General features: G+C 44.5%; 17 protein-coding genes. 6 read left to right on the top strand and 11 right to left on the bottom strand.

What is annotated here, in order from left to right; all coding sequences use genetic code 11:
* Positions 1 to 302 precede the first annotated feature (302 nt).
* On the top strand, positions 303 to 1,076 hold the full coding sequence (locus AC1RNB_RS02235; RefSeq protein WP_493080324.1) for a hypothetical protein: 774 nt from the start codon (positions 303 to 305) through the stop codon (positions 1,074 to 1,076).
* A gap of 10 nt (positions 1,077 to 1,086) precedes the next feature.
* A complete protein-coding gene (locus AC1RNB_RS02230; RefSeq protein WP_493080323.1) occupies positions 1,087 to 1,263 on the top strand; it encodes a hypothetical protein in 177 nt (58 codons plus the stop codon).
* A gap of 74 nt (positions 1,264 to 1,337) precedes the next feature.
* Here AC1RNB_RS02230 and AC1RNB_RS02225 read toward each other — a convergent pair whose 3' ends face one another.
* From AC1RNB_RS02225 to AC1RNB_RS02215, 3 genes are all read right to left on the bottom strand, one after another.
* Positions 1,338 to 2,012, bottom strand: coding sequence for a YiaD family glycine zipper/OmpA-like lipoprotein (locus AC1RNB_RS02225; RefSeq protein WP_493080321.1), 675 nt, complete (start codon positions 2,010 to 2,012; stop codon positions 1,338 to 1,340).
* Between the two features lie 173 nt (positions 2,013 to 2,185).
* Positions 2,186 to 3,184, bottom strand: a complete 999-nt coding sequence (holA, locus tag AC1RNB_RS02220; RefSeq protein WP_493080319.1) for a DNA polymerase III subunit delta — start codon at positions 3,182 to 3,184, stop codon at positions 2,186 to 2,188.
* Positions 3,185 to 3,318: 134 nt separating this feature from the next.
* A complete protein-coding gene (locus AC1RNB_RS02215; RefSeq protein WP_493080317.1) occupies positions 3,319 to 4,038 on the bottom strand; it encodes a ribonuclease H-like domain-containing protein in 720 nt (239 codons plus the stop codon).
* Between the two features lie 43 nt (positions 4,039 to 4,081).
* Here AC1RNB_RS02215 and AC1RNB_RS02210 point away from each other — a divergent pair, with 43 nt between their 5' ends.
* Positions 4,082 to 5,074: a DUF8428 domain-containing protein gene (locus tag AC1RNB_RS02210; protein WP_493080316.1), complete on the top strand. Its 993-nt coding sequence runs from the start codon at positions 4,082 to 4,084 to the stop codon at positions 5,072 to 5,074.
* Positions 5,075 to 5,276: 202 nt separating this feature from the next.
* Positions 5,277 to 6,449: a sensor histidine kinase gene (locus AC1RNB_RS02205; RefSeq protein ID WP_493080314.1), complete on the top strand. Its 1,173-nt coding sequence runs from the start codon at positions 5,277 to 5,279 to the stop codon at positions 6,447 to 6,449.
* On the opposite strand, the gene AC1RNB_RS02200 is transcribed toward AC1RNB_RS02205, so the two are convergent.
* The 3 genes from AC1RNB_RS02200 to glgB form a co-directional block, all read right to left on the bottom strand.
* Positions 6,418 to 6,714: a hypothetical protein gene (locus AC1RNB_RS02200; RefSeq protein ID WP_493080312.1), complete on the bottom strand. Its 297-nt coding sequence runs from the start codon at positions 6,712 to 6,714 to the stop codon at positions 6,418 to 6,420. The genes AC1RNB_RS02205 and AC1RNB_RS02200 overlap by 32 nt on opposite strands.
* A 313-nt stretch (positions 6,715 to 7,027) precedes the next feature.
* Positions 7,028 to 7,693, bottom strand: coding sequence for a GIN domain-containing protein (locus AC1RNB_RS02195; protein WP_493080310.1), 666 nt, complete (start codon positions 7,691 to 7,693; stop codon positions 7,028 to 7,030).
* Between the two features lie 96 nt (positions 7,694 to 7,789).
* The gene (glgB, locus tag AC1RNB_RS02190; RefSeq protein WP_493080308.1) at positions 7,790 to 9,832 is read right to left on the bottom strand and encodes a 1,4-alpha-glucan branching protein GlgB; all 2,043 of its coding nucleotides are present in this window, start codon (positions 9,830 to 9,832) and stop codon (positions 7,790 to 7,792) included.
* Between the two features lie 121 nt (positions 9,833 to 9,953).
* On the opposite strand from glgB, the gene AC1RNB_RS02185 reads away from it, so the two are divergent.
* Both AC1RNB_RS02185 and AC1RNB_RS02180 read left to right on the top strand, forming a co-directional pair.
* The gene (locus tag AC1RNB_RS02185; protein WP_493080306.1) at positions 9,954 to 12,725 is read left to right on the top strand and encodes an outer membrane beta-barrel protein; all 2,772 of its coding nucleotides are present in this window, start codon (positions 9,954 to 9,956) and stop codon (positions 12,723 to 12,725) included.
* Between the two features lies 1 nt (position 12,726).
* Positions 12,727 to 13,470: a GLPGLI family protein gene (locus AC1RNB_RS02180; RefSeq protein WP_493080304.1), complete on the top strand. Its 744-nt coding sequence runs from the start codon at positions 12,727 to 12,729 to the stop codon at positions 13,468 to 13,470.
* A 68-nt stretch (positions 13,471 to 13,538) separates the two neighbouring features.
* Here the strand turns inward: AC1RNB_RS02180 and AC1RNB_RS02175 are convergent, their stop codons facing one another.
* From AC1RNB_RS02175 to AC1RNB_RS02155, 5 genes are all read right to left on the bottom strand, one after another.
* Positions 13,539 to 13,733 (bottom strand): cold-shock protein, encoded by a 195-nt coding sequence (locus AC1RNB_RS02175; protein WP_493080302.1) that lies wholly within the window; start codon positions 13,731 to 13,733, stop codon positions 13,539 to 13,541.
* Positions 13,734 to 13,744: 11 nt separating this feature from the next.
* Positions 13,745 to 15,592 (bottom strand): glycoside hydrolase family 13 protein, encoded by a 1,848-nt coding sequence (locus AC1RNB_RS02170; protein WP_493080300.1) that lies wholly within the window; start codon positions 15,590 to 15,592, stop codon positions 13,745 to 13,747.
* Between the two features lies 1 nt (position 15,593).
* Positions 15,594 to 16,928: an MFS transporter gene (locus AC1RNB_RS02165; RefSeq protein ID WP_493080298.1), complete on the bottom strand. Its 1,335-nt coding sequence runs from the start codon at positions 16,926 to 16,928 to the stop codon at positions 15,594 to 15,596.
* A 158-nt stretch (positions 16,929 to 17,086) separates the two neighbouring features.
* Positions 17,087 to 18,370, bottom strand: a complete 1,284-nt coding sequence (locus AC1RNB_RS02160; RefSeq protein WP_493080296.1) for a glucose-1-phosphate adenylyltransferase — start codon at positions 18,368 to 18,370, stop codon at positions 17,087 to 17,089.
* 64 nt (positions 18,371 to 18,434) lie between these two features.
* A complete protein-coding gene (locus AC1RNB_RS02155; protein WP_493080295.1) occupies positions 18,435 to 19,850 on the bottom strand; it encodes a glycogen synthase in 1,416 nt (471 codons plus the stop codon).
* Positions 19,851 to 19,943: the final 93 nt, after the last annotated feature.

Genomic DNA, 19,943 nt, shown 5'->3' with positions numbered 1-19,943 from the left:
GGTGGCAGACCTTACAATAATACAGGCTTTCCTGATCAGAAAAAAGGGTGAAAACACGCTATGAGGACTAGTATTTCAACGGTATTTTTATACCCGTAGATATCTGTCGGTTTGGTTGACATTGTTCCGGGTCCGTTCCTTGGAAAGGGATGATCGGGTTTGGAATTTTAGTGCATCATTTGGCCAATGATGGGCTTGAATTCTTTCTGACAACTTTGCCCTTTAAAACAGCAAGGTAAGACCCGGAGTTGAAACGGGAACACAGCAAACAGCTGTTTCAACAAAACCAAAAAATGACAGTTATGAAAAAGTATTTCATTTTTCTATGGGTTTTTATTGTAACCTCTTTTGTTATTCTATCCTGTACAAAAAATACAGCAGATTCTATGACAGAGGAACAGGCTGTAGAAAATCTGGTAACTACACAAAGTTTTCATGATTTCAGTAAAACATTTATCCCTGATCTGATGGAGTTAGTCAATTATCACCGGTCTGTTATCGCAAAAAATCAACGTGCAGGTTTTATCCGGGAACTAAAAACAACAGGGGATGATGAAACAAAAATTCCGGCCGTTTATGAACAATTCGGGTTACAATTTGAAAATGTTATCACCTTAAAGAATAAGGTGGATAATGATATTCTGGCTCTTCTGAATCAGAATAGATTCCTGCTTCAATTTGACGAAGTCCAAACAAAAAGGATTTTGCTGAATGCAATGGAAAAAGGTTTTCACTCTAAGGAATTTGAATGGCAGCGAACAAAAGAAGCGATCAGTAACAGGCTTGGTCGGCCAACCCCCTTTGCGCAACTCCCCATTTTTCCACAAACAAATGGGATGGCGGTAAATAAAGCGGGCCTGACACTTGATGAAGTATGGAATTGCCTGAAAGAGGCGGTTGGAGTTGGATCGACAGGTGTTTTAGGGATCGCAGGCCTCACAAAACTTGCCAAAGATGGTATCCAGGAAGTAGTCATCGCCACGTCTAAATGGCTGGCAAAAAAAGCAGGATGGATCGGGGCCGCAATTACATTATTCGAATTTGGCGACTGTATATATTCTGAAGCCATTGATTAAAAAATGGAATATGAAAAACTATCTGATTTTTTTATCCATACTGGTTATTCTTATACCAGTTCTAATGATCATTCAATCTTTTGCAGGCAAAGATTGGATCAGCAGTAAAGAATATTTTTACCTGGTGGCCATCTACACCATGCTTATGATTCTTTATCAAGGCAACAAAAAAACAACAGATTCATAACCGTGCCCAAAAAAATCAGCGAAGTATTGATTGATACTTCGCTGATTCTATTGGATACTGCCTGTATGTTATAACTAATTACCGGTTCCCGCTTCTTTCTTCGCTTCCTCTTTCATCTTGGCATTGGCCGAGATCAGGAATTGTACGTTCCGGTTCTGCATTCTGCCTTCTACGGTTTCGTTGGTGTATTTGGCATCTTCTTCGCCATATCCCTTGCGGGTTAAACGGGAAGCATTTACGCCTGTATAAGCCAGGTAATTACTAACCGCAGTAGCCCTGCGCTCAGACAAACTCTGGTTATAGGCACTGGAGCCTGTATTATCGGTATGACCCTGTATTTCAATATTGGTATCCGGGTATTTTACCAGGATGGTATTCAGCTTATCGAGATTGGTTTTGGATTCGCCCGAAAGATCGGCACTGCTTACAGCGAAAAGGATCTTGTCGCTGAACTCAACCACGATACCCTCACCCACTCTTTCTACTTTGGCATTAGGAAGATCATTTTGAATTTCTGCTGCCTGCTTATCCATTTTATGACCAATGATAGCACCACCGATGCCACCCACTGCTGCGCCGAGTATGGCACCCAGACCTACATGCCCTGACATACTACCGATAGCACCACCTACTGCGGCACCACCTGCGGTTCCGATAACGGCTCCTTTCTGCGACTTGTTAAGTGAGGAACAACTGGCCACCACCAGCACCAGCAGTAAACAGGTTAGAATACGGGTAACATTTTTCATAAAGTAAATTGTAAGGTGAAGCAGGTGTAACACCCGAAAGCGTAGGCAAAACTGCAAATAATGAACCCTACAAAGTTGATCAGTAAACGGAGAAAAGCTGTTACATAAGCAGATGGGAGACTTACAGGTTTCACATATCCTGGCCTGTTTACCAGGAAAAGTCAATGGAATGCTCAGGCCATCATTTTCACGGCCATCTCTTTCATCAGACCGGCATCAGAAGTGCCACCATCGTGTACACCGATACCACGAAGATTGTATTGATGCAATAATAAAAGGATCTTTTCAACACCGCTGTAATCGTATTTACGGGCGGCACCCAGATAATCGCGGACAAAATAGGGATTCACACCCAGTGCCGTAGCTACCGATTTTTCGTCGGGATTGGGTACACTGAAAATCATGAACACTTTGCTGAAGAAGTTATACAAAGCAGGCAGGATCATCTGAATCGGTCCTGCCTTGGGGTTGGCCTCGAAATAACGGATGATGCGGATGGCTTTGGCAAGGTCTTTCTGCGCAATAGCCGTTTGCAGTTCAAACACATTAAATTCCTTACTTACCCCGATATAATTTTCAATATCATCTTCGGTGATATTTTTCCGGGCGCCAAGGTTAACGGCCAGTTTTTCTATTTCGTTCTGGATCCGGCTGAGATCGTTACCAATATGATCTACCAGCAAATGCAATGCTTTGGGCGAAATGGTTAATCCGTGCTGCTGCACCATCGTACCGGCCCAGTCGGGTAACTGGTTATCATACATTTTTTTGGTAGTAAGCATCTCCCCTTTCTGTTTCAGCACTTTGGCCAGTTTTGAGCGGCCATCTACTTTCTTTTCTTTATAGCTTACCACAAATACTGTTGTGGCCAATGGGTTCTCGATATAGTTCTCCAGCTTTTCAATATCACGCATCTGCTGGGCTTCTTTCAAAATCACTACCTGGCGCTCGGCAAACATGGGGTAACGCATGCAGGCATTGACCACCGAAGCCCATTCGGCATCTTTTCCGTAAAAAATGGTGAGGTTAAAACCGGCTTCAGCTTCGTTCAGAATTTTATGTTCGGCATGGTTTACTACCTGGTCGATGAAATAAGATTCCTCTCCCTCCAGCCAGTAAATGGGCTTGAATACCCCTTTTTTCCATTCACTTATGATCTTTTCTGCCGACATGGGTGCAAAGATGAAGTACCGCGAACGAATCGCGAAAAAAGCCCGCTGAAAGTTTTAAACATAAGAAAGCTCGTTGTCAATAGTGTAGTGAGCATGAGTCACAGTAATCCACAATCAACCCTCCTTTTACTAAGTTAAGGGGAATATACAACCGTTATCCGCTCTTCTGTAAGCAAAGGCAGGTTTTTGAACCGAAGGATCACGTTGGCGGTTACTACCACATCCCGCTGGCAATAGTCCACAATACGGGGTAAATTTTGTTCGATGTAATACACATCCTGCACCATACTGCCGTCTATATCTGATTTGGAAGTAGGAATTCCCAGCACATTGGCCAGCAGGTGCAGGGACACATAATTCTTATTATCTCCGAATTTCCACCAGTTCAGTGTGTCAAACATCCTCACTTCCCAGGGTTTTTTATCGTGGAGTTGCAGGTATTCGGGCAGTGGCAGGCGGTTAATAAGCAGCCGGCGGCAGATATAAGGGATATCGAATTCCCTGATATTATGCCCACCAAACTGGAAATGCCGGTGGTGCTGGTACATTTTATTACACAAATCAGTAAAAATACGCAGTATTTCTACCTCATCATTTCCATAGATACTTTTCATTTTGAGGGCCGGTTGCCCGTCTTCGGCCTCATAGAAAAAAGCGGTGGAAATACAGATAATCTTACCGAATTCGGCCAGTATCCCGGCCCGCTTCCGGTAAATTTCTTCGGGTAATACCTCTTCTGGCACAGTTTTGGATATTTTGTCCAAAAACAGGCTTTGCCAGCCGGAATCCATGTCTGTAAAGGCCGGAAACTGAGGCACTGTCTCAATATCCAGCAATAAAAGTTCTGTAAGCATCTGATAAATTTTAATAATTTTCTGACACAAAAAACCCTGACACATGAGTTACACAGAAACCGCCAGCAGCACACCCGGATCGCAATATCCGCAGCAAAAAGACAACCGTAAACTAATATACGGAATTCTGATAGCGGCCCTGATCGGCACCTGGGGCTACATTATCTACGACAAAAGCCAGACACGCGAAACGGTTACCCTGCTGGAAACCCGGATCGTGAACATAGACAGCGCCCGTAATGCCATCCAGCAGGAGTTCCTGTCTGTTTCGGCCAAAGCGGATTCTTTAACCCAGAATAATATCCAGCTGCAGGGCGACCTGGCGGATAAAAACGCAGCCATCCAGAAACTGAAGACCAATATCGGCAGCATCCTGAAAAAGAAGAACGCTTCTGATTCTGAACTGGCCCAGGCCAAACAGATGATCGGCGAGCTGAATGGTAAAATTGATGGCCTGTTTGCTGAAATTGATAAACTAAAGGGGGAAAATCAGCAGTTAACATCAGCCAACCAGCAACTGACCACTGAAAAAACACAGTTAACTGCCGATAAGCAAAGTCTGGAACAAAACCTGACCACCACCAAAACCGAGAAAAAACAACTGGAAGACAAAGTAGACGTAGCATCTACCCTGCATGCTTCCTCCATCGGTGTGGCAGCTATTAAAGTGAGCAGCAGCGGTAAAGAAAAAGAAACCAGCACCGCCAAACGCGCCAACATGATCCGCGTAGCATTTATGCTGGATGAAAACCGCGTTACCCCTACCGGCACCAAAGACATCTTTGTAATTGTAACCGGGCCAGACGGTAAAGTTGTAGGCGAGGGCGGTACATTCAATACCCGCGAAGAAGGCACCAAAGCATTCTCCAGCAAAGTAAGTGTGAACTACGAGCAGGGAAAAGCCAGTCCGGTTAGCTTTAATTGCGGACAAAACGAGAAATACAAGGAAGGTAATTATACCATCGAAATCTACAACAATGGTTTCAAAATCGGACAGGGTGTTAAGACCCTGAAAAAGGGAGGTCTGTTCAGCTAAGATTTCTCCACTACTCACGAGAAAGGCAGTTACTATATGGTAGCTGCCTTTTTTATGTTTTGATTAGCGGATTAACGGATGACGGATTTGCGGATTAGAGACGGGCGGATGGAATCCGATAATCCATTAAATTTACTTTCAGACAGATCCCATTCACCATTCACCATTCACCATTCACCATTCACCATTCACTCATTACCCTATGTTCCCTCAATGGCTTAACTGGAAAATCGTACTTACCTGTATTGCCATTGTACTGGTAAGTGGTACTATTTTTTATTCGCAGTATGTGTCGGGTAAAATAGCGAGGGAGGAACGAAAAAATGTGGAAGCCTGGGTAGAAGCTCAACGCACAATATTGAATTCATCAGACAGTGCCAGTATTAACCTGGCTACCAAGATCTCTACAGAAAATACGCGGATCCCGATTATTGAAACAAATGAACGGGATAGTATTACGGGTAATCATATCAACCTCGACAGTCAGTTGGTACGGGCCGACCCAGGTTACCTCAAAAGAAAACTGGCTGAATTTAAACGTTATAATAACAAACCAATTGTTATTGTTTTAAAGGAAGACCCTTATACGGCTAACCGGTATTATTACGGTGAGAGTGATCTGCAGAAAGAAGTGCAGTTATATCCGCTGGTGCAGTTGATCATTGTGGCATTGTTCATCACCATTGCGATACTGGCGCTGCAAACCTCGTACAGAAGCGCACAGAACCAGTTATGGGCATCAATGGCTAAGGAAACGGCGCACCAGCTGGGAACACCCGTATCGAGCCTGCAGGGCTGGTTAGAGATCTTAAAGGAACGGGAGGGCAATCAGGACATTGTTCCTGAAATAGCGAAAGACATTAACCGCCTTTTACTCATTACCGACCGCTTTGGCAAAATAGGCAGCGAGCCGCAGCTCGAAATACACAAGCCGGCAGACCAGATGCATCATATGATGGAGTATATGAAGCGGCGAACGGGTGGGCAGGTGAGTTTTGTGTTTGATGATGCCCCGATCAGGAATACTGTGATATTATTATCGCCTCCCCTCTTCGACTGGGTATTGGAGAACCTTATCAAAAATGCACTGGATGCGATCGAGGGTAACGGCAGTATCACCATCAGTGCAGAAACCAACGAAAAATATTTACTCATCGATGTGACGGATACCGGAAAAGGAATTTCAAAAACAAATGTTACAGAGGTTTTTAAACCCGGTTTTACTACCAAGAAAAGAGGATGGGGTCTTGGCCTTTCGCTCAGCAAAAGGATAATTGAGCAGTATCACAAAGGAAAACTCTTTGTAAAATGGAGTGAGCCCGGTAAAGGAACCACGTTCCGGATTATTCTCCCTCTTCCACCACAGGCGATGTAGCCGTTAACCCAAAATAACTCATAGCGGTCTGCCATTGCTGGATGGATTGTGGTGTGGCTGTTTCTACATACAGGTTGGCCTCGCTGCATAAACGAAGCAATTCTGTTTCTGCATCCATGACCTCAGCATTATTGGCTGATTCACCAATGCAACGGAAACAACTGTACATCCGCGATAACTTGTCATCCGGCAAATGATCAAAAGCATGTTGCTGAATCATCTGTCCTGCTGCATTCACCAGTAATTGATACGATCTCGTTTTCATAGCTGATGCTTTTTAATAGTGTAAAGTTCCTATAAAGACAACAGAATCAATGAAATCGTGTATTACCGAAATGTTAATGGGAAAATAAGGTGAATAAGATGTGAATAGCAGGGGGAACAGATGAATATTGAGCAAGGAACAGATGAACAGATGATCGGAGAGAGTAGTCAGAAACCGTTTTAAGTTCTATGTTCTAAGTTCTTGGTTTTATGTTCTGCCTGTTTGTTCGTCTGTTCCTTGTTCGTCTGTTCCTTGTTCGTCTGTTCCTTGTTCGTCTGTTCCTTGTTCATCTGTTCGTCTGTTCCTCTGTTCCCTACTGATTTTGCCGTTTCACACTGCCGCCACTATTTACATTGATATCGCGGATCAGTCCTTCGCCTTTGAAACGGATAAAACCACCGCTATTGGCTTTGGCTGAGATTTCTTTGTTTACCGTAACCTGCACACCCGCACCACTACTGGCTTCGGCCTTACATTGGTTAGTGATCAGCGAATAACCCCTGAACTGGGCACCACTGCTGCCATCCACATCCAGGTTATCGATTTTACCACTGAGCGAAATGGAACCACCACTACCGAGGCGGGCTTTTAAAGAAGAAAGATTGATATCGGAAGCATTGATAGAACCACCGCTGGTGGCTTTCACTGCATCAAGGGTTACATAAGACACATATACTTTTACCCGCCAGTTTTTCCATTTGTTCCAGAACTTCCAGTCATCACTGGTTCTGGTGATTTTGAGTACACCATTGTCCACTACTGTTTTTACCTGATCCATGTATTCCTGGTTGCCCACACTTACGGCCAGCTCTTCTTTATCGCCCTTACTGATCACCACTTCAATACCCGAAGAGGTTTCAATGGCATGAAAAGCGCCGATCGCTCTTTTTTCGGCATGGTCATCGTATACTACTTTCTGTGCCTGCACCGAAACAAAACTGATCAGTACCAGGGCCAGGGAGATTGCTATCTTTTTCATACGTTCTTTTGGGGTGTAACGGTTAACAGGCAGTAAAGTTACTATTGCCCGGAAAAAAATGATTCCGGCTTATCCCTGCCTCTGACCGGTTCCTGCTTATTTCAGCACAATGGCACCCAGCGCGGGCAGGTTTACCCTGATCTTATAACATTTGGAAGGTTTATCTACCAGCTCGCTGCCGACTTCGGGATTGTATACATCACCGGTTCCCCAGAATTCTTTGCTGTCGCTGTTGAAGACCTCGGCCCATTTGCCCTTGCCATGTACATAGATCTCCCAGTTATGCCTTACTACCGGTGTTACATTGAGGATGATGAGCATATTGTCTTTTTCCTTTTTGCCCTTACGCATGTACACCAGCACCGATTCGCTGCGGTGGTTCAGGTCTACCCATTCAAATCCGCCGGGTTCAAACTGTTTTTCATAGAGCGCCGGCTCTGAGCGGTAAAGTTCATTCAGTTTCTGTACACAGTATTTCATGCCACCATGGCTCGGGTGCTGCAATAATTCCCATTGCAGTTCACTTTTGTAATTCCACTCGTTGGTGGCCCCGAACTCATCACCCATAAACAGCAGCTTGGCCCCGGGGTGTGTAAACATATAAGTATATAGCACACGCAGGTTGGCAAATTTCTGCCATTCGTCTCCGGGCATTTTGTAGAGCATCGGACTTTTGCCGTGCACTACTTCATCATGACTGAGGGGCAGCATAAAATTCTCATCGTAGAAATACATCATACTGAAAGAGAATTTATCCTGGTGAAACTGGCGGAATAAGGGATCCATTTTAAAATAATCCAGTGTATCATGCATCCAGCCCATCATCCATTTCATCCCAAAGCCCAATCCACCCTCAAAAGTAGGTTTGCTGATCTTGGGCCAGTCGGTGGCTTCTTCTGCAATGGTTTGTATATCCGGGAAATCGCGGTACAGTGTTTCGTTCAGGTCTGTGATAAAGGCGATGGCTTCTATGTTTCCGTTACCGCCATATTCGTTGGGTTCCCACTGGCTTTCGCTGCGGCTGTAATCGAGGCGTAACATAGAGCTTACCGCATCTACCCGGATGCCATCGGTATGAAACTGATCGCACCAGAAACGGGCGCTGCTGATAAGGAAAGATTTTACTTCTCCCCGCTTATAATTGAAGATATAAGAATTCCAGTCTGGGTGATATCCTTTGCGCATATCTGCATATTCGTAGGTATGCGTTCCATCGAACATGAACAGTCCATGCGCATCATACGGAAAATGCGAGGGCACCCAATCCAGTATCACCCCAATGCCTGCCTGGTGAAAAGCATCTACCATGGCGGCATATTCCTGCGGTGAGCCGAAGCGCGAAGTGGGTGCAAAATAACCGGTACCCTGGTAACCCCAGCTGCCATCAAAGGGATGCTCCATCACCGGCATAAATTCAACGTGTGTAAAACCCATTTCTTTTACATAGGGCACCAGTCTTTCGGTGATCTGTGCATAGGTATTGTATACTTCTTCATCATTTTTGTCGGGCCGCATCCAGCTGGCGAGGTGTACTTCATAAACGGAATAAGGGGAAGAGAGAGAATTGTGTTTCTTCCTTGTTTTCATCCACTCGGCATCCTTCCATTCATATTGGGTTTGCCAGGTAATAGAGGCGGTATACGGACGTTTCTCCCAGAAATGCGCAAAGGGATCGCCTTTATCGAGTTTCACTCCCTGGTAGCCGTGAATATGATATTTATAGGCTTCGCCTGCACCCACTCCCGGGATAAAGCCTTCCCAGATCCCGGAATTGTCCTGCCTCACTTTCAGCGGGTGAGATTCTTTGTCCCAGTGATTGAAATATCCCACCACCGACAAAAAAGTAGCATTGGGTGCCCATACGGCAAAGTAAGTACCCCATTCATCCAGCACCTGCAGTTGTTTATTCCCAAAAAAATTATACAGGCTGTAGTGGGTGCCCTGCTGAAAATTCCGGATGTCTTCATCCGAAAACAGGGAATAATTCCATACAGCTTGCCGCTTATCCACGAAATGGATCTCTTCATATTTTTCAGGGGCCGACTTTCCAACCTTTGTACTATTCTTAACTCCTGTATCTGTCTGTTTTTTTCCGGAAGAAGCATTCATATCTGTGGCAGCTTTATTTTTTGAAGGCATAATACAGTGATTATCAAATAATATTTTTTTTTAACATTAGTTTATAACTAAAAAATTAGTTACTAATAGACAAATATGGATTTTGCACCCCATTGCATCCCATAGCCAATACTACTAACCAATGAGAAAATTACCCATCCTGCTTGTTGTATTTTGCCTGGCAGCTACTGTTTCTGTATTTGCCCAGCCCGTGTCCCTTAAAGGTACCATAACAGATACCCTAAACAAACAAAATCTTTCCAATGCCGTCATCTCCATACTCAGAGTCAAAGACTCTGTGCTCGTTAAATTTACGAGAACCAGTGCAACAGGCAATTTTGAATTAAAGAATCTTCCTGCGGGTAATTTTATTGTGATGGTGACGTATCCCAGTTATGCGGATTATGTAGAGAAAATCAGTCTGGAAGCCGGCAAAGACCGCGATCTGGGCAGTTTGCCACTGATTACCAAAGCCAATCTGCTGCAGGAGGTAATTGTACGGCAACGGGTAGGTGCCATCAGGGTAAAAGGAGACACCACCGAGTATAAAGCGGATAGTTTTCATGTAAGCGCCAATGCGGATGTACAGGAATTGTTGCGGAAAATGCCGGGCATTCAGGTAAACAGCAAGGGCGAAATAACAGCCCAGGGCGACAAAGTAGAAAAGATATTGGTAGATGGAGAAGAGTTCTTCAGTGATGATCCGGCGGTAGTTACCAAAAATCTCCGCGCCGATGCGGTAGACAAGATCCAGGCTTTTGATAAAAAAAGCGACCAGGCCACTTTTACCGGAATTGATGATGGACAAAAGATCAAGACCCTGAACATACAATTGAAAGAAGATAAAAAGAAAGGCTATTTCGGTAAAGCAGAAGCGGGTACTGATTTTGATAAATACCGTTACGGCAAGGTTCTGGCCAATGCTTTTAAAGGAAAAAGAAAGATCTCAGGTTATATCACAACCGACAATACCAAATTTGAATCGCTGAACTGGGATGAAAACCGGAACTATGCCGGTGATGCCAATACCACCACACAGATTGGTGATGATGGGGGCATCAGTATCTGGAGCAGCGGAGATGAATTCAGCTGGGGACGCGGTTTTCCAAATTCCGTGACAGGGGGGGTACACTTCAGTAACAAATGGAACAAAGACAAACATAACAGTAACAACACGTATCAATACAATGACCTGGATGTGAACAGTATTACTACCAGTAAAACACAGAATATCCTGCCCGATACCAGTTTTATCAACTCCACTTCCCAAAGTCAGGTGGCTTCGCGTAACCGTCATAAGCTTACCAGTTTTTATGAGTGGCAGATAGATTCATCCAGTTCGTTAAAAATTACGGCACGTCCATCAATTGTAAGAAGTAATGGTATCAGTACTTACCTCGGCCAATCGATCAGCGAAGATGGGAAAGTGATCAATGAGAGTAACCGGACCACTTCTTCTACCGATGAGAATAAAACACTGAATGCGAATGTTTTCTGGCGTAAGAAATTCAAGAAAAGCGGCCGTACCATTTCCTGGAACACGGATCTGAACTTTAATGATCGTGCAGAGAATACGTTATTGCTGGCTACCAACAGTTTCTATGACCCCAATGGGGCACTGGTAAAACTGGACAATGTAGACCAGATGAAAGTGAACAAACAGAACAGTTCTACCGTTAACTCGCTGTTAACCTATACAGAACCTTTGTGGAAGAATACTTTCCTGGTACTGAATTACCGCCTGAACCTGACCCGGAACGATGCAGAAAGAAATACCCTCAGCAAAAATGGTGCAGGCAAATACGAAAATTATGTAGATACCCTGAGTAACCATTTTATCTTTAATACTACCGGTAACCAGGCGGGTTTCAACGTTCGCTATAATGTAAAGAAATTCAATTTCGCTATCGGTACAGGATATGGTTCCTCTACCTATCACATGACGGATATCCGTAAAAATGCAGACCGCAATGTAACCTTCAATAATTTTGTACCCTCCATTTCTTTGAACTATACACCCAAACAGCAAAGAAGGGTAACTTTCAACTATAACGGTACTACCCGTAACCCTACCCTGCAGCAGATCCAGCCGATTCTGGACAATATTGATCCGTTGAATATCACCATCGGTAATCCGAACCTGAAGCAGGCATTTAACCACAGCTTCAATTTCAGGGCATCTGACTATAAGGTACTCAAGAGCCGGAGTATATCTTTCAGCATGAATTATTCATTTACCGATAATGCGATCTCCAATGCATCTACGGTAGATAATTTCGGCAGAAGAATTAACCAGGCCATCAATGTATCGGGAAATTACAATGCCAATGCCTATATCAGTTATGGTTTTGACCTGGTACCCTCGCTGAATGTGGGTGTTAATGTGGGGCCGAGTAAAAGCAGGTATGTAAACCAAGTCAATGGACTGAAGAATGAAACAGAGAATAACAATATCAACCTGGGCATCTACTCCGGTTACTGGGCTGATAAGTGGATCAATTTCTGGATGAACTTTAATGCCACTTATGTTAATTCAAAATCATCTATCCGCCCGGATGTAGTAACCAAATACTGGCAATATGGAACGTATTCCAACATGCAGCTAAAATTCAAAAAAATCAAAACGTATATTGACCTGGGCATGGAAGCTACCATCTTCCAGAAAACAGCGGCATTTGCCAACCAGCAGAATATATATATATTCAACCCTTCCATCCGCAAAGTGATCTCTAAAGACGACAAGTGGGAGGCTAAATTATATGTGAATGACCTGTTTAACCAGAACAGGGGTGTTAACCGAAGTGCCAGCAGCAACTTCATTTCGGAAACCACCAACCAGACCATACAACGTTATTTCCTTCTTTCTCTGATCTATAATTTTAGTAAAAATGGCAAACCAACCAGCGGTTTTTAATATGAAAAAAATACTTTTTATCGCCTGCTTCGGCTGTATATTCACGGCTTCTGCGCAAACCCAGTTCATTACCAAGGGACGTGTGGAATATGAGAAAAAACTCAACCAGCACAAAGGCATTGAAGAACAAGCCGAAAGCAGTGTTTGGATGCAGGCAATGCTGAAAGCCTATCCAAAAACTATCACCGATATCTACGAACTCCGTTTTGACAGCAACAGATCGCGCTATAAACTGGCAAAGGAAAACAATGACAACAAATACCTCATGTGGGGCACCAAACCTACCGAAACAGATGGCGTGGTGCAGGATCTCGATAATAAGACCGTTTCTACCCAGCGGGAAGTATTTGAAAATACCTATGTGATAAAAGACAGTCTGCGTAACCTGGAATGGCGGATCACCGATGAAACCAGGCAGATCGCCGGCTTTGAATGCAGGAAAGCAGTGACAAGGATCTGTGATTCTGTGTATGTAGTTGCTTTTTATACCGACCAGATTCCGGTAAGCAGCGGACCCGAAAGTTTTGGCGGTTTACCCGGCATGATACTCGGACTGGCCGTGCCCAGGTTATACACTACCTGGTTTGCTACCAAAGTAGAATTAACAGAGCCCACACCTGCGCAACTGAATCCGGTGCAGAAAGGGAAAAAAGTAAATTGGGAACAGTTATATGCAGAATTGAAAAAGGGTTTTAAAGACTGGGGCAAGGAAGCTGATAAACGACTCTGGATTGTTTCTTTATAAAATATACACTACAGGAAACTAAAAAGGTGTACCAGCCGGTACACCTTTTTAGTTTCTATCTTGTTCGTTTATCCTATCTTGGTAACACGTACAGCCATTGGTCCTTTTTTACCTTCTTCCACTTCAAACTGGACTTTATCGTTCTCGCTGACTTTTCCGTTTAGTCCGGTGGCATGAACAAAATATTCTTTTGCTTCATCATCTGCCTTGATAAATCCAAAGCCTTTGGCTTCGTTAAAAAATTTGACGGTTCCTGTTTGCATGGTGTTGATTTTTATTTAAGTAGTTCTAATATAGTAATTTTTTTGGCGGGGATGGTAAAACTTCCTGTCAAAACCGAGCCTGTAACCACATCCCTGCCCCTGCCAAACCCGCTGGTACGTTCGGCATAATCAGTCATTTCTATCTTTTTTTCTGTATCCGATGTATTCATGATACACATGATGGTCTGACCCGCATCGTACCTGAAATACACATACAGACCATCCACAGGCAGGTATTGCATGAATTTACCCGTTTTTAATGCAGAAGATCCTTTTCGGAAATTGCCCAACGTACGGGTGTATTGCTGTACTTCTTTTTCCGTTTCGGTTAGTCCTTCGCCGGTAAAAGCATTCTTTGTATCGCCTTTCCATCCTCCAGGAAAATCCAGTCTTACCCAACCATCCGGATTGGCCACTCCTTTCATTAACACTTCGGTACCATAATACAATTGCGGAATACCGCGGCAGGTAAACAGCCAGCCCAGCCCCATTTTTTGTTTGGCCACATCTTCATTTACGGTACTGAAAAAACGTGTCATATCATGATTATCGAGAAAAATCACATTCCGCATCGGATCTTTATATACCAGATCGTTGCTGAGTGTATTATAGAGTTTGTTCACGCCTTCTGTCCAGCCAAAGGGCTGGTTCAACGCAGGCTGAATGCCATACAACAAGGTTTGAAAATCTACCAGTCCCTGCAGGTTACTTTTAAAAGGAACATCCATTTTATTCTCTCCAAAATAAGCCTGGTTAATCACACCGTGCACCCATACTTCGCCGAACATGGTCATGTGTGGATACTCATCTGTGAGTGCTTTGTTACAACGGTTCATAAAAGGAAGATCGTTGTAGAGATAGGTATCAATACGCCAGCCATCCACGCCAAACTCTTCCACGCTCCAGAGGGCATGTTGTATAAGGAAATTGGCCACAAAGGGATTCTGCTGGTTCAGGTCGGGCATTTCCCTTGTAAACCATCCATCGGCTGTTTTTTTCGCATCCGATTTTGCGCCGTAGGGATCAAAAATGGGCTGGTCTTTGTAACTGGTTTGCGTAAAGCTGGACCATTGGTGTAACCAGTCTTTGGCCGGTGCATCCTGTACAATAAAATGATAACTGCCCACATGGTTGTACACCGCATCCTGTATCAGTTTCATACCGCGCTGGTGCAGGGCATCGCTTAATTTTTTATACGCAGCTTCTCCGCCAAAACGGGATTCGATCCGGTAATGATCGGTAAATGCATATCCGTGTTCTGTGCGGTTGGGCATATCGTTCTCCAGCACCGGTGTCATCCACAAGGCTGTTACACCCAGGTTCTGCAGGTAATCCAGGTGATTGATCACCCCCTGCAGATCGCCGCCATGGCGATGGAAAATGGAATCGCGGTTGAGGCTTTGATCACGAAGACCCGCTATGCGGTCGTTATTTTCATCGCCATTACTGAACCGATCGGGCATGAGGAAATAAATGAAGTCGGAAGAGGTAACTCCCTGCGCAAAGTTTTTATTTCTGCCTTCTCGCCTGGGTTTCAGCGGCCATGCCACCGCATGTGCTTTATTTCCCTCTAAAAATTCGATGGTAACCGTGCCAGGTTTGGCAATAGCAGCAATGGTAAGATCGAGTGCCAGGTATTTACCGTTTTCAAAAGTATTAACCTTTGTAAGGGTAACACCGGGATAGTTGATACGGACTTTTTCTTTACTGAACCCATCATAGTCTCCGCGTACCAATACCTGCACTTTGTTCCATTTCATTCCGGTATACCAGTTGCTGGGGTATAGTTTCGCATACTGCGCAAAAGATACCAGTACCATTCCCAGCATGGCATAACCGAACAATACAATCTTTTTCATACTAAGGGGTAGGTTTGTTTTCTTTTACAATAACGGCGCAGACAATGGCGGCTAGACATAACAAACAGCCACCGATCTGTACGGCCAGCAGCCTGTCGTTATGCAAAACATTCTCCATGATCTTTCCAAAAAACAGGGAAGCGATGATTTCAGGCAAAACAATAAAGAAATTGAAGATGCCCATATAGATCCCGATCTTGTTTTCAGGCAAACAACCCGCCAGCATGGAGTAAGGCATAGACAGAATGGAGGCCCATGCAATGCCTACCAGCCCCATGGCCACGTATAACATGGCAGGATCCGTAATATGATTCACCGCAATTAAACCGATGCCCCCTAAAAGCAGGCAGGCAGTATGGGTATATTTTTTCCCGAGTTTGCTTACCCAGAAAGGAAGGGTAAAAGCAAATCCAAAAGTGACAAGGTTTAAGATGGCCGATGTGGTATTGGCATATTCCAATCCTTTCGTATACACATCGCTGCTGTTCTTGGGATCGCCGCCAAAAATATCTGCGGCCACACCGGTACTGTAATAAAACCACATCAGAAAGAGACCCGGCCAGGTAAGAAAATTAACGAGGGCCAGTCGTTTCATCTGGTCGGGCATATTCACCATCGATGAAAAGATCTCTTTTACACCACCCATAAAACCATGACCCGATGCATTCAGTTTTTCTTTCCATTCCGGATCAGCCGGTGGATATTCTTTGCTTTTTAATACGGTATACAAAACAGATAAAAGAAATACAGCACCACCTATATAAAAGGAGTACATGATATTCTCCGGAATACCGCCACCTGTTTTATCGCGCGAAACGCCCAGCCATTCTACCAGTTTCTGCGGCAGGTAACCGGCTACAAAAGAAGCCAGTCCGATAAACATACTCTGCATGGCAAAACCATAGGAACGTTGTTTCTCATCCAGGTTATCGGCAACAAAGGCACGGAAGGGTTCCATGCTGATATTGATACAGGAATCGAGGATCCACAAAGTACCTGCGGCCATCCAGATAGCAGAGGCATTGGGCATTACAAATAATGCCAGTGAACTGAGGATGGCTCCGATCAGAAAATAAGGCCGCCTTCTTCCCAGCCTGGGATGCCAGGTACGATCGCTGAGATAACCGATGATGGGTTGTACAATCAGGCCCGTCATGGGGGCTGCCAGCCAAAGGCCGGGAATCTGTTCGGGAGAAGCGCCCAGGAATTCATAAATGGCACTCATGTTTCCCATCTGCAGGCTCCAGCCAAACTGGATCCCGAAGAAACCAAAACACATGTTCCAGATCTGCCAGAATCCCAAACGGGGTTTGGCACCAGCGTAGGTGGTTGACATAGCAATCGTTTAAAGTATCATGTAATATTTACACGTAATCTAAAATACAATAAAAAAACATCCCGAAGGATGTTTTCGTGAGTCGTCAATCGTGAGTCGTCAGTGGTGAGTAGTGAGTGGGAAGTTATACTCACGATTCACGATTCACGATTCACGTTTTATATCACAAAACCATCAGGTAACACCGCCTGTTTCTTCACTACCACAATCCCATCTTTTACGGTGTACAATGCATGATCCGTATTGGCAAGGTGCGCACCGCCGTTGATGCGTACATCGTTTCCGATGCGGCAGTTCTTGTCAATGATCGCGTCTTTGATATAACAACGTTCGCCGATGCCGATCAGGGGCAGGCCTTTCTGTTTATCCTGCGCCATTTCATCAATGGTTTCATAGTAGTCGTTACCCATGATATAGGTATTTACCACGGTGGTACCATGACCGATTCTGGCACGGATCCCCACCACACTCTGCTCCATCCTGCTCGCCAGAATAATGGAACCTTCGGCGATAATGGTTTTCTCCAGTGTGGTACCACTGATCTTGGCCGGTGGCAGCATACGTGCACGGGTATAAACAGTTTTGGTGTTGTCGAATAAATTGAAGGGCGGAATCTCCTGTGTTAAAGCCAGGTTGGCTTCGTAGAAAGAATAAATATTTCCGATATCCGTCCAGTAACCATCGTACTGGAAGCCCACTACTTTGTGGTTAACAATGGATTCCGGTATGATCTCTTTACCGAAATCGGTAGCATTCGGATATTTATCATTCAGCAGATCATATAATACCTGTTTGCTGAAAATATAGATACCCATGGATGCCTGGTAATGTTTACCGAGCTTCTGCATTTCGGCACCTGTATCGCTCACCCAATCAGGCAGTACGTCTTTTTTGGGTTTTTCGATGAAGGAAGTAATATAATTGTTCTCATCGGTTTTCAGGATTCCGAACTCGGGTGCATCGCGATCGTCTACCGGAATAGTAGCAATCGAGATATCCGCACCCTTTTCTTTGTGGGCGGCCATCATTTCGCTGAAATCCATCTGGTATAACTGATCACCACTGAGGATAAGGATATAATCAAATTCCAGGTTAGAGATATGGCGGAGGGATTGCCTTACCGCATCTGCCGTTCCCTGAAACCATCCTGCATTATCAGGCGTTTGTTCCGCCGCCAGGATGTCTACGAACCCGGTACTGAATGCACTGAAATGATAGGTGTTCTTGATATGTTTATTGAGTGAAGCAGAATTAAACTGTGTTAATACAAACATGCGGTTGATATTACTGTTGATACAGTTACTGATCGGAATATCAACCAAACGGTATTTACCTGCAATAGGTACGGCGGGTTTGGAACGGCTGGCTGTTAAAGGATACAACCGGCTACCCGCACCTCCACCAAGAATCACAGCCACCACTGATTTTGAAATAGTTTTCATATGTGCAATTTAAGAGTTGGTTTATCTGTACAAGGCTTACAGGATAGTGATGAATTTACCATACCTATCGTAAACTATTGTATACATCTGTGTATTGATCTACTGTACTTTCCCAGCTATGATCGATCTGCATCATGTACTTACGCATTTTTTCCATCTGGACTTTGTCCTGGTAAACCGCCACTGCCCGGCTTATGGAGTAATCAACATCCGAAACGGTAGCATTGTTGAACCGGATGCCAAAACCATCCGTATCCCCCATATCCACCACCGTATCCTGCAAGCCGCCGGTACTTCGCACCATGGGCACTGTTCCATAACGCATGGCATACATCTGGTTTAATCCGCAAGGCTCTACCCTGCTCGGCATTAACAGAAAATCTGCACCGGCATACATTTTATGGCTCAGGGTTTCATCGTAACCAATCACGGCATTAAACAATCCCTTGTAAGGTTGTACCATTTGCTGAAATTCCCATTCAATATGGGTTTCGCCACTGCCTAGTACCAGAAAACTGGCCTGGCCCTGTGTATGGTAAATGGCCGACTTAATCGCATCGGGAAGAATCTCTGCCGCTTTCTCTCCTACCAGTCTGCCAATAAAAACAAACAAAGGTTTGTTAGCATCCAGACCGAACATTTCGCAAAGTGCTTCTTTGTTTTTTTGTTTTCCCCTGGTCACTGTTTTCACCTGGAAGTGATCAGTGAGATATTTATCGGTAGCAGGATTCCACACTTCGTTATCGATCCCGTTCAGGATACCGAGGCATTTGCCTTTTTCGTATTCAAACAGTTTCTCGAGACCATTGGAATTATAGCGGAGTTCGCCCATATAACTCTGACTAACGGTGGTTACTTTGTCGGCGCATTTCACAGCCGAAGCCAGTGGGTTGATCGCATCCGCCCACTCCATCATCCCTCTTTTCCACAAATCCCAGCGGGGAATATAGCGGCTCTTATCCCATCCCATCTGTCCCTGGTACTGGGCATTATGAATGGTGAATACAGTAGGTACTACTGCCAGTGAGTTATAGTCGTAGCAGTAGCGCATCATGAAGGGAATCAGACCCGTGTGATGATCGTGACAGTGAACTACATCTGGCTTATGCTCCCAGCTGCTCATCCAGTTTACCACTGCTATCTGAAAGGCGGTAAAACGCTCTGTATCATCCTCATAGCCGTATACTTTCTGCCTGTCCAGCAGGCCATTGATATCTACCAGAAAAAGGTCGAAACCCAGCTTATTGGTAGGCTCTTTTATGATGGTATAATCAAAGAACCAGTTACCGAGGTTGGCCGATCCTTTAAAATCTACCGTCCAATCATTTTCATACAGGAATTTGGTCCGGTACATCGGCATCACCACTTTAGCGATATGCCCGGCTTTGGTCTGGTATTTTGGCAGTGCTCCTACCACATCACCAAGGCCTCCGGCTTTGGCAACGGGATAACATTCTGCACTGACATGTATGATCTCCATAAGAGAATAATCGTTATTTAATGATTTAGCCTATTTCCGCATGAATTTAATGAATAAGTGCATAAAGATTTAAAATTTTTAAAAATGCAAAAT

Source organism: Sediminibacterium sp. GW821-FHT12F12, from assembly GCF_058806635.1.
This window is presented reverse-complemented; position numbering and strand designations above follow the sequence as displayed.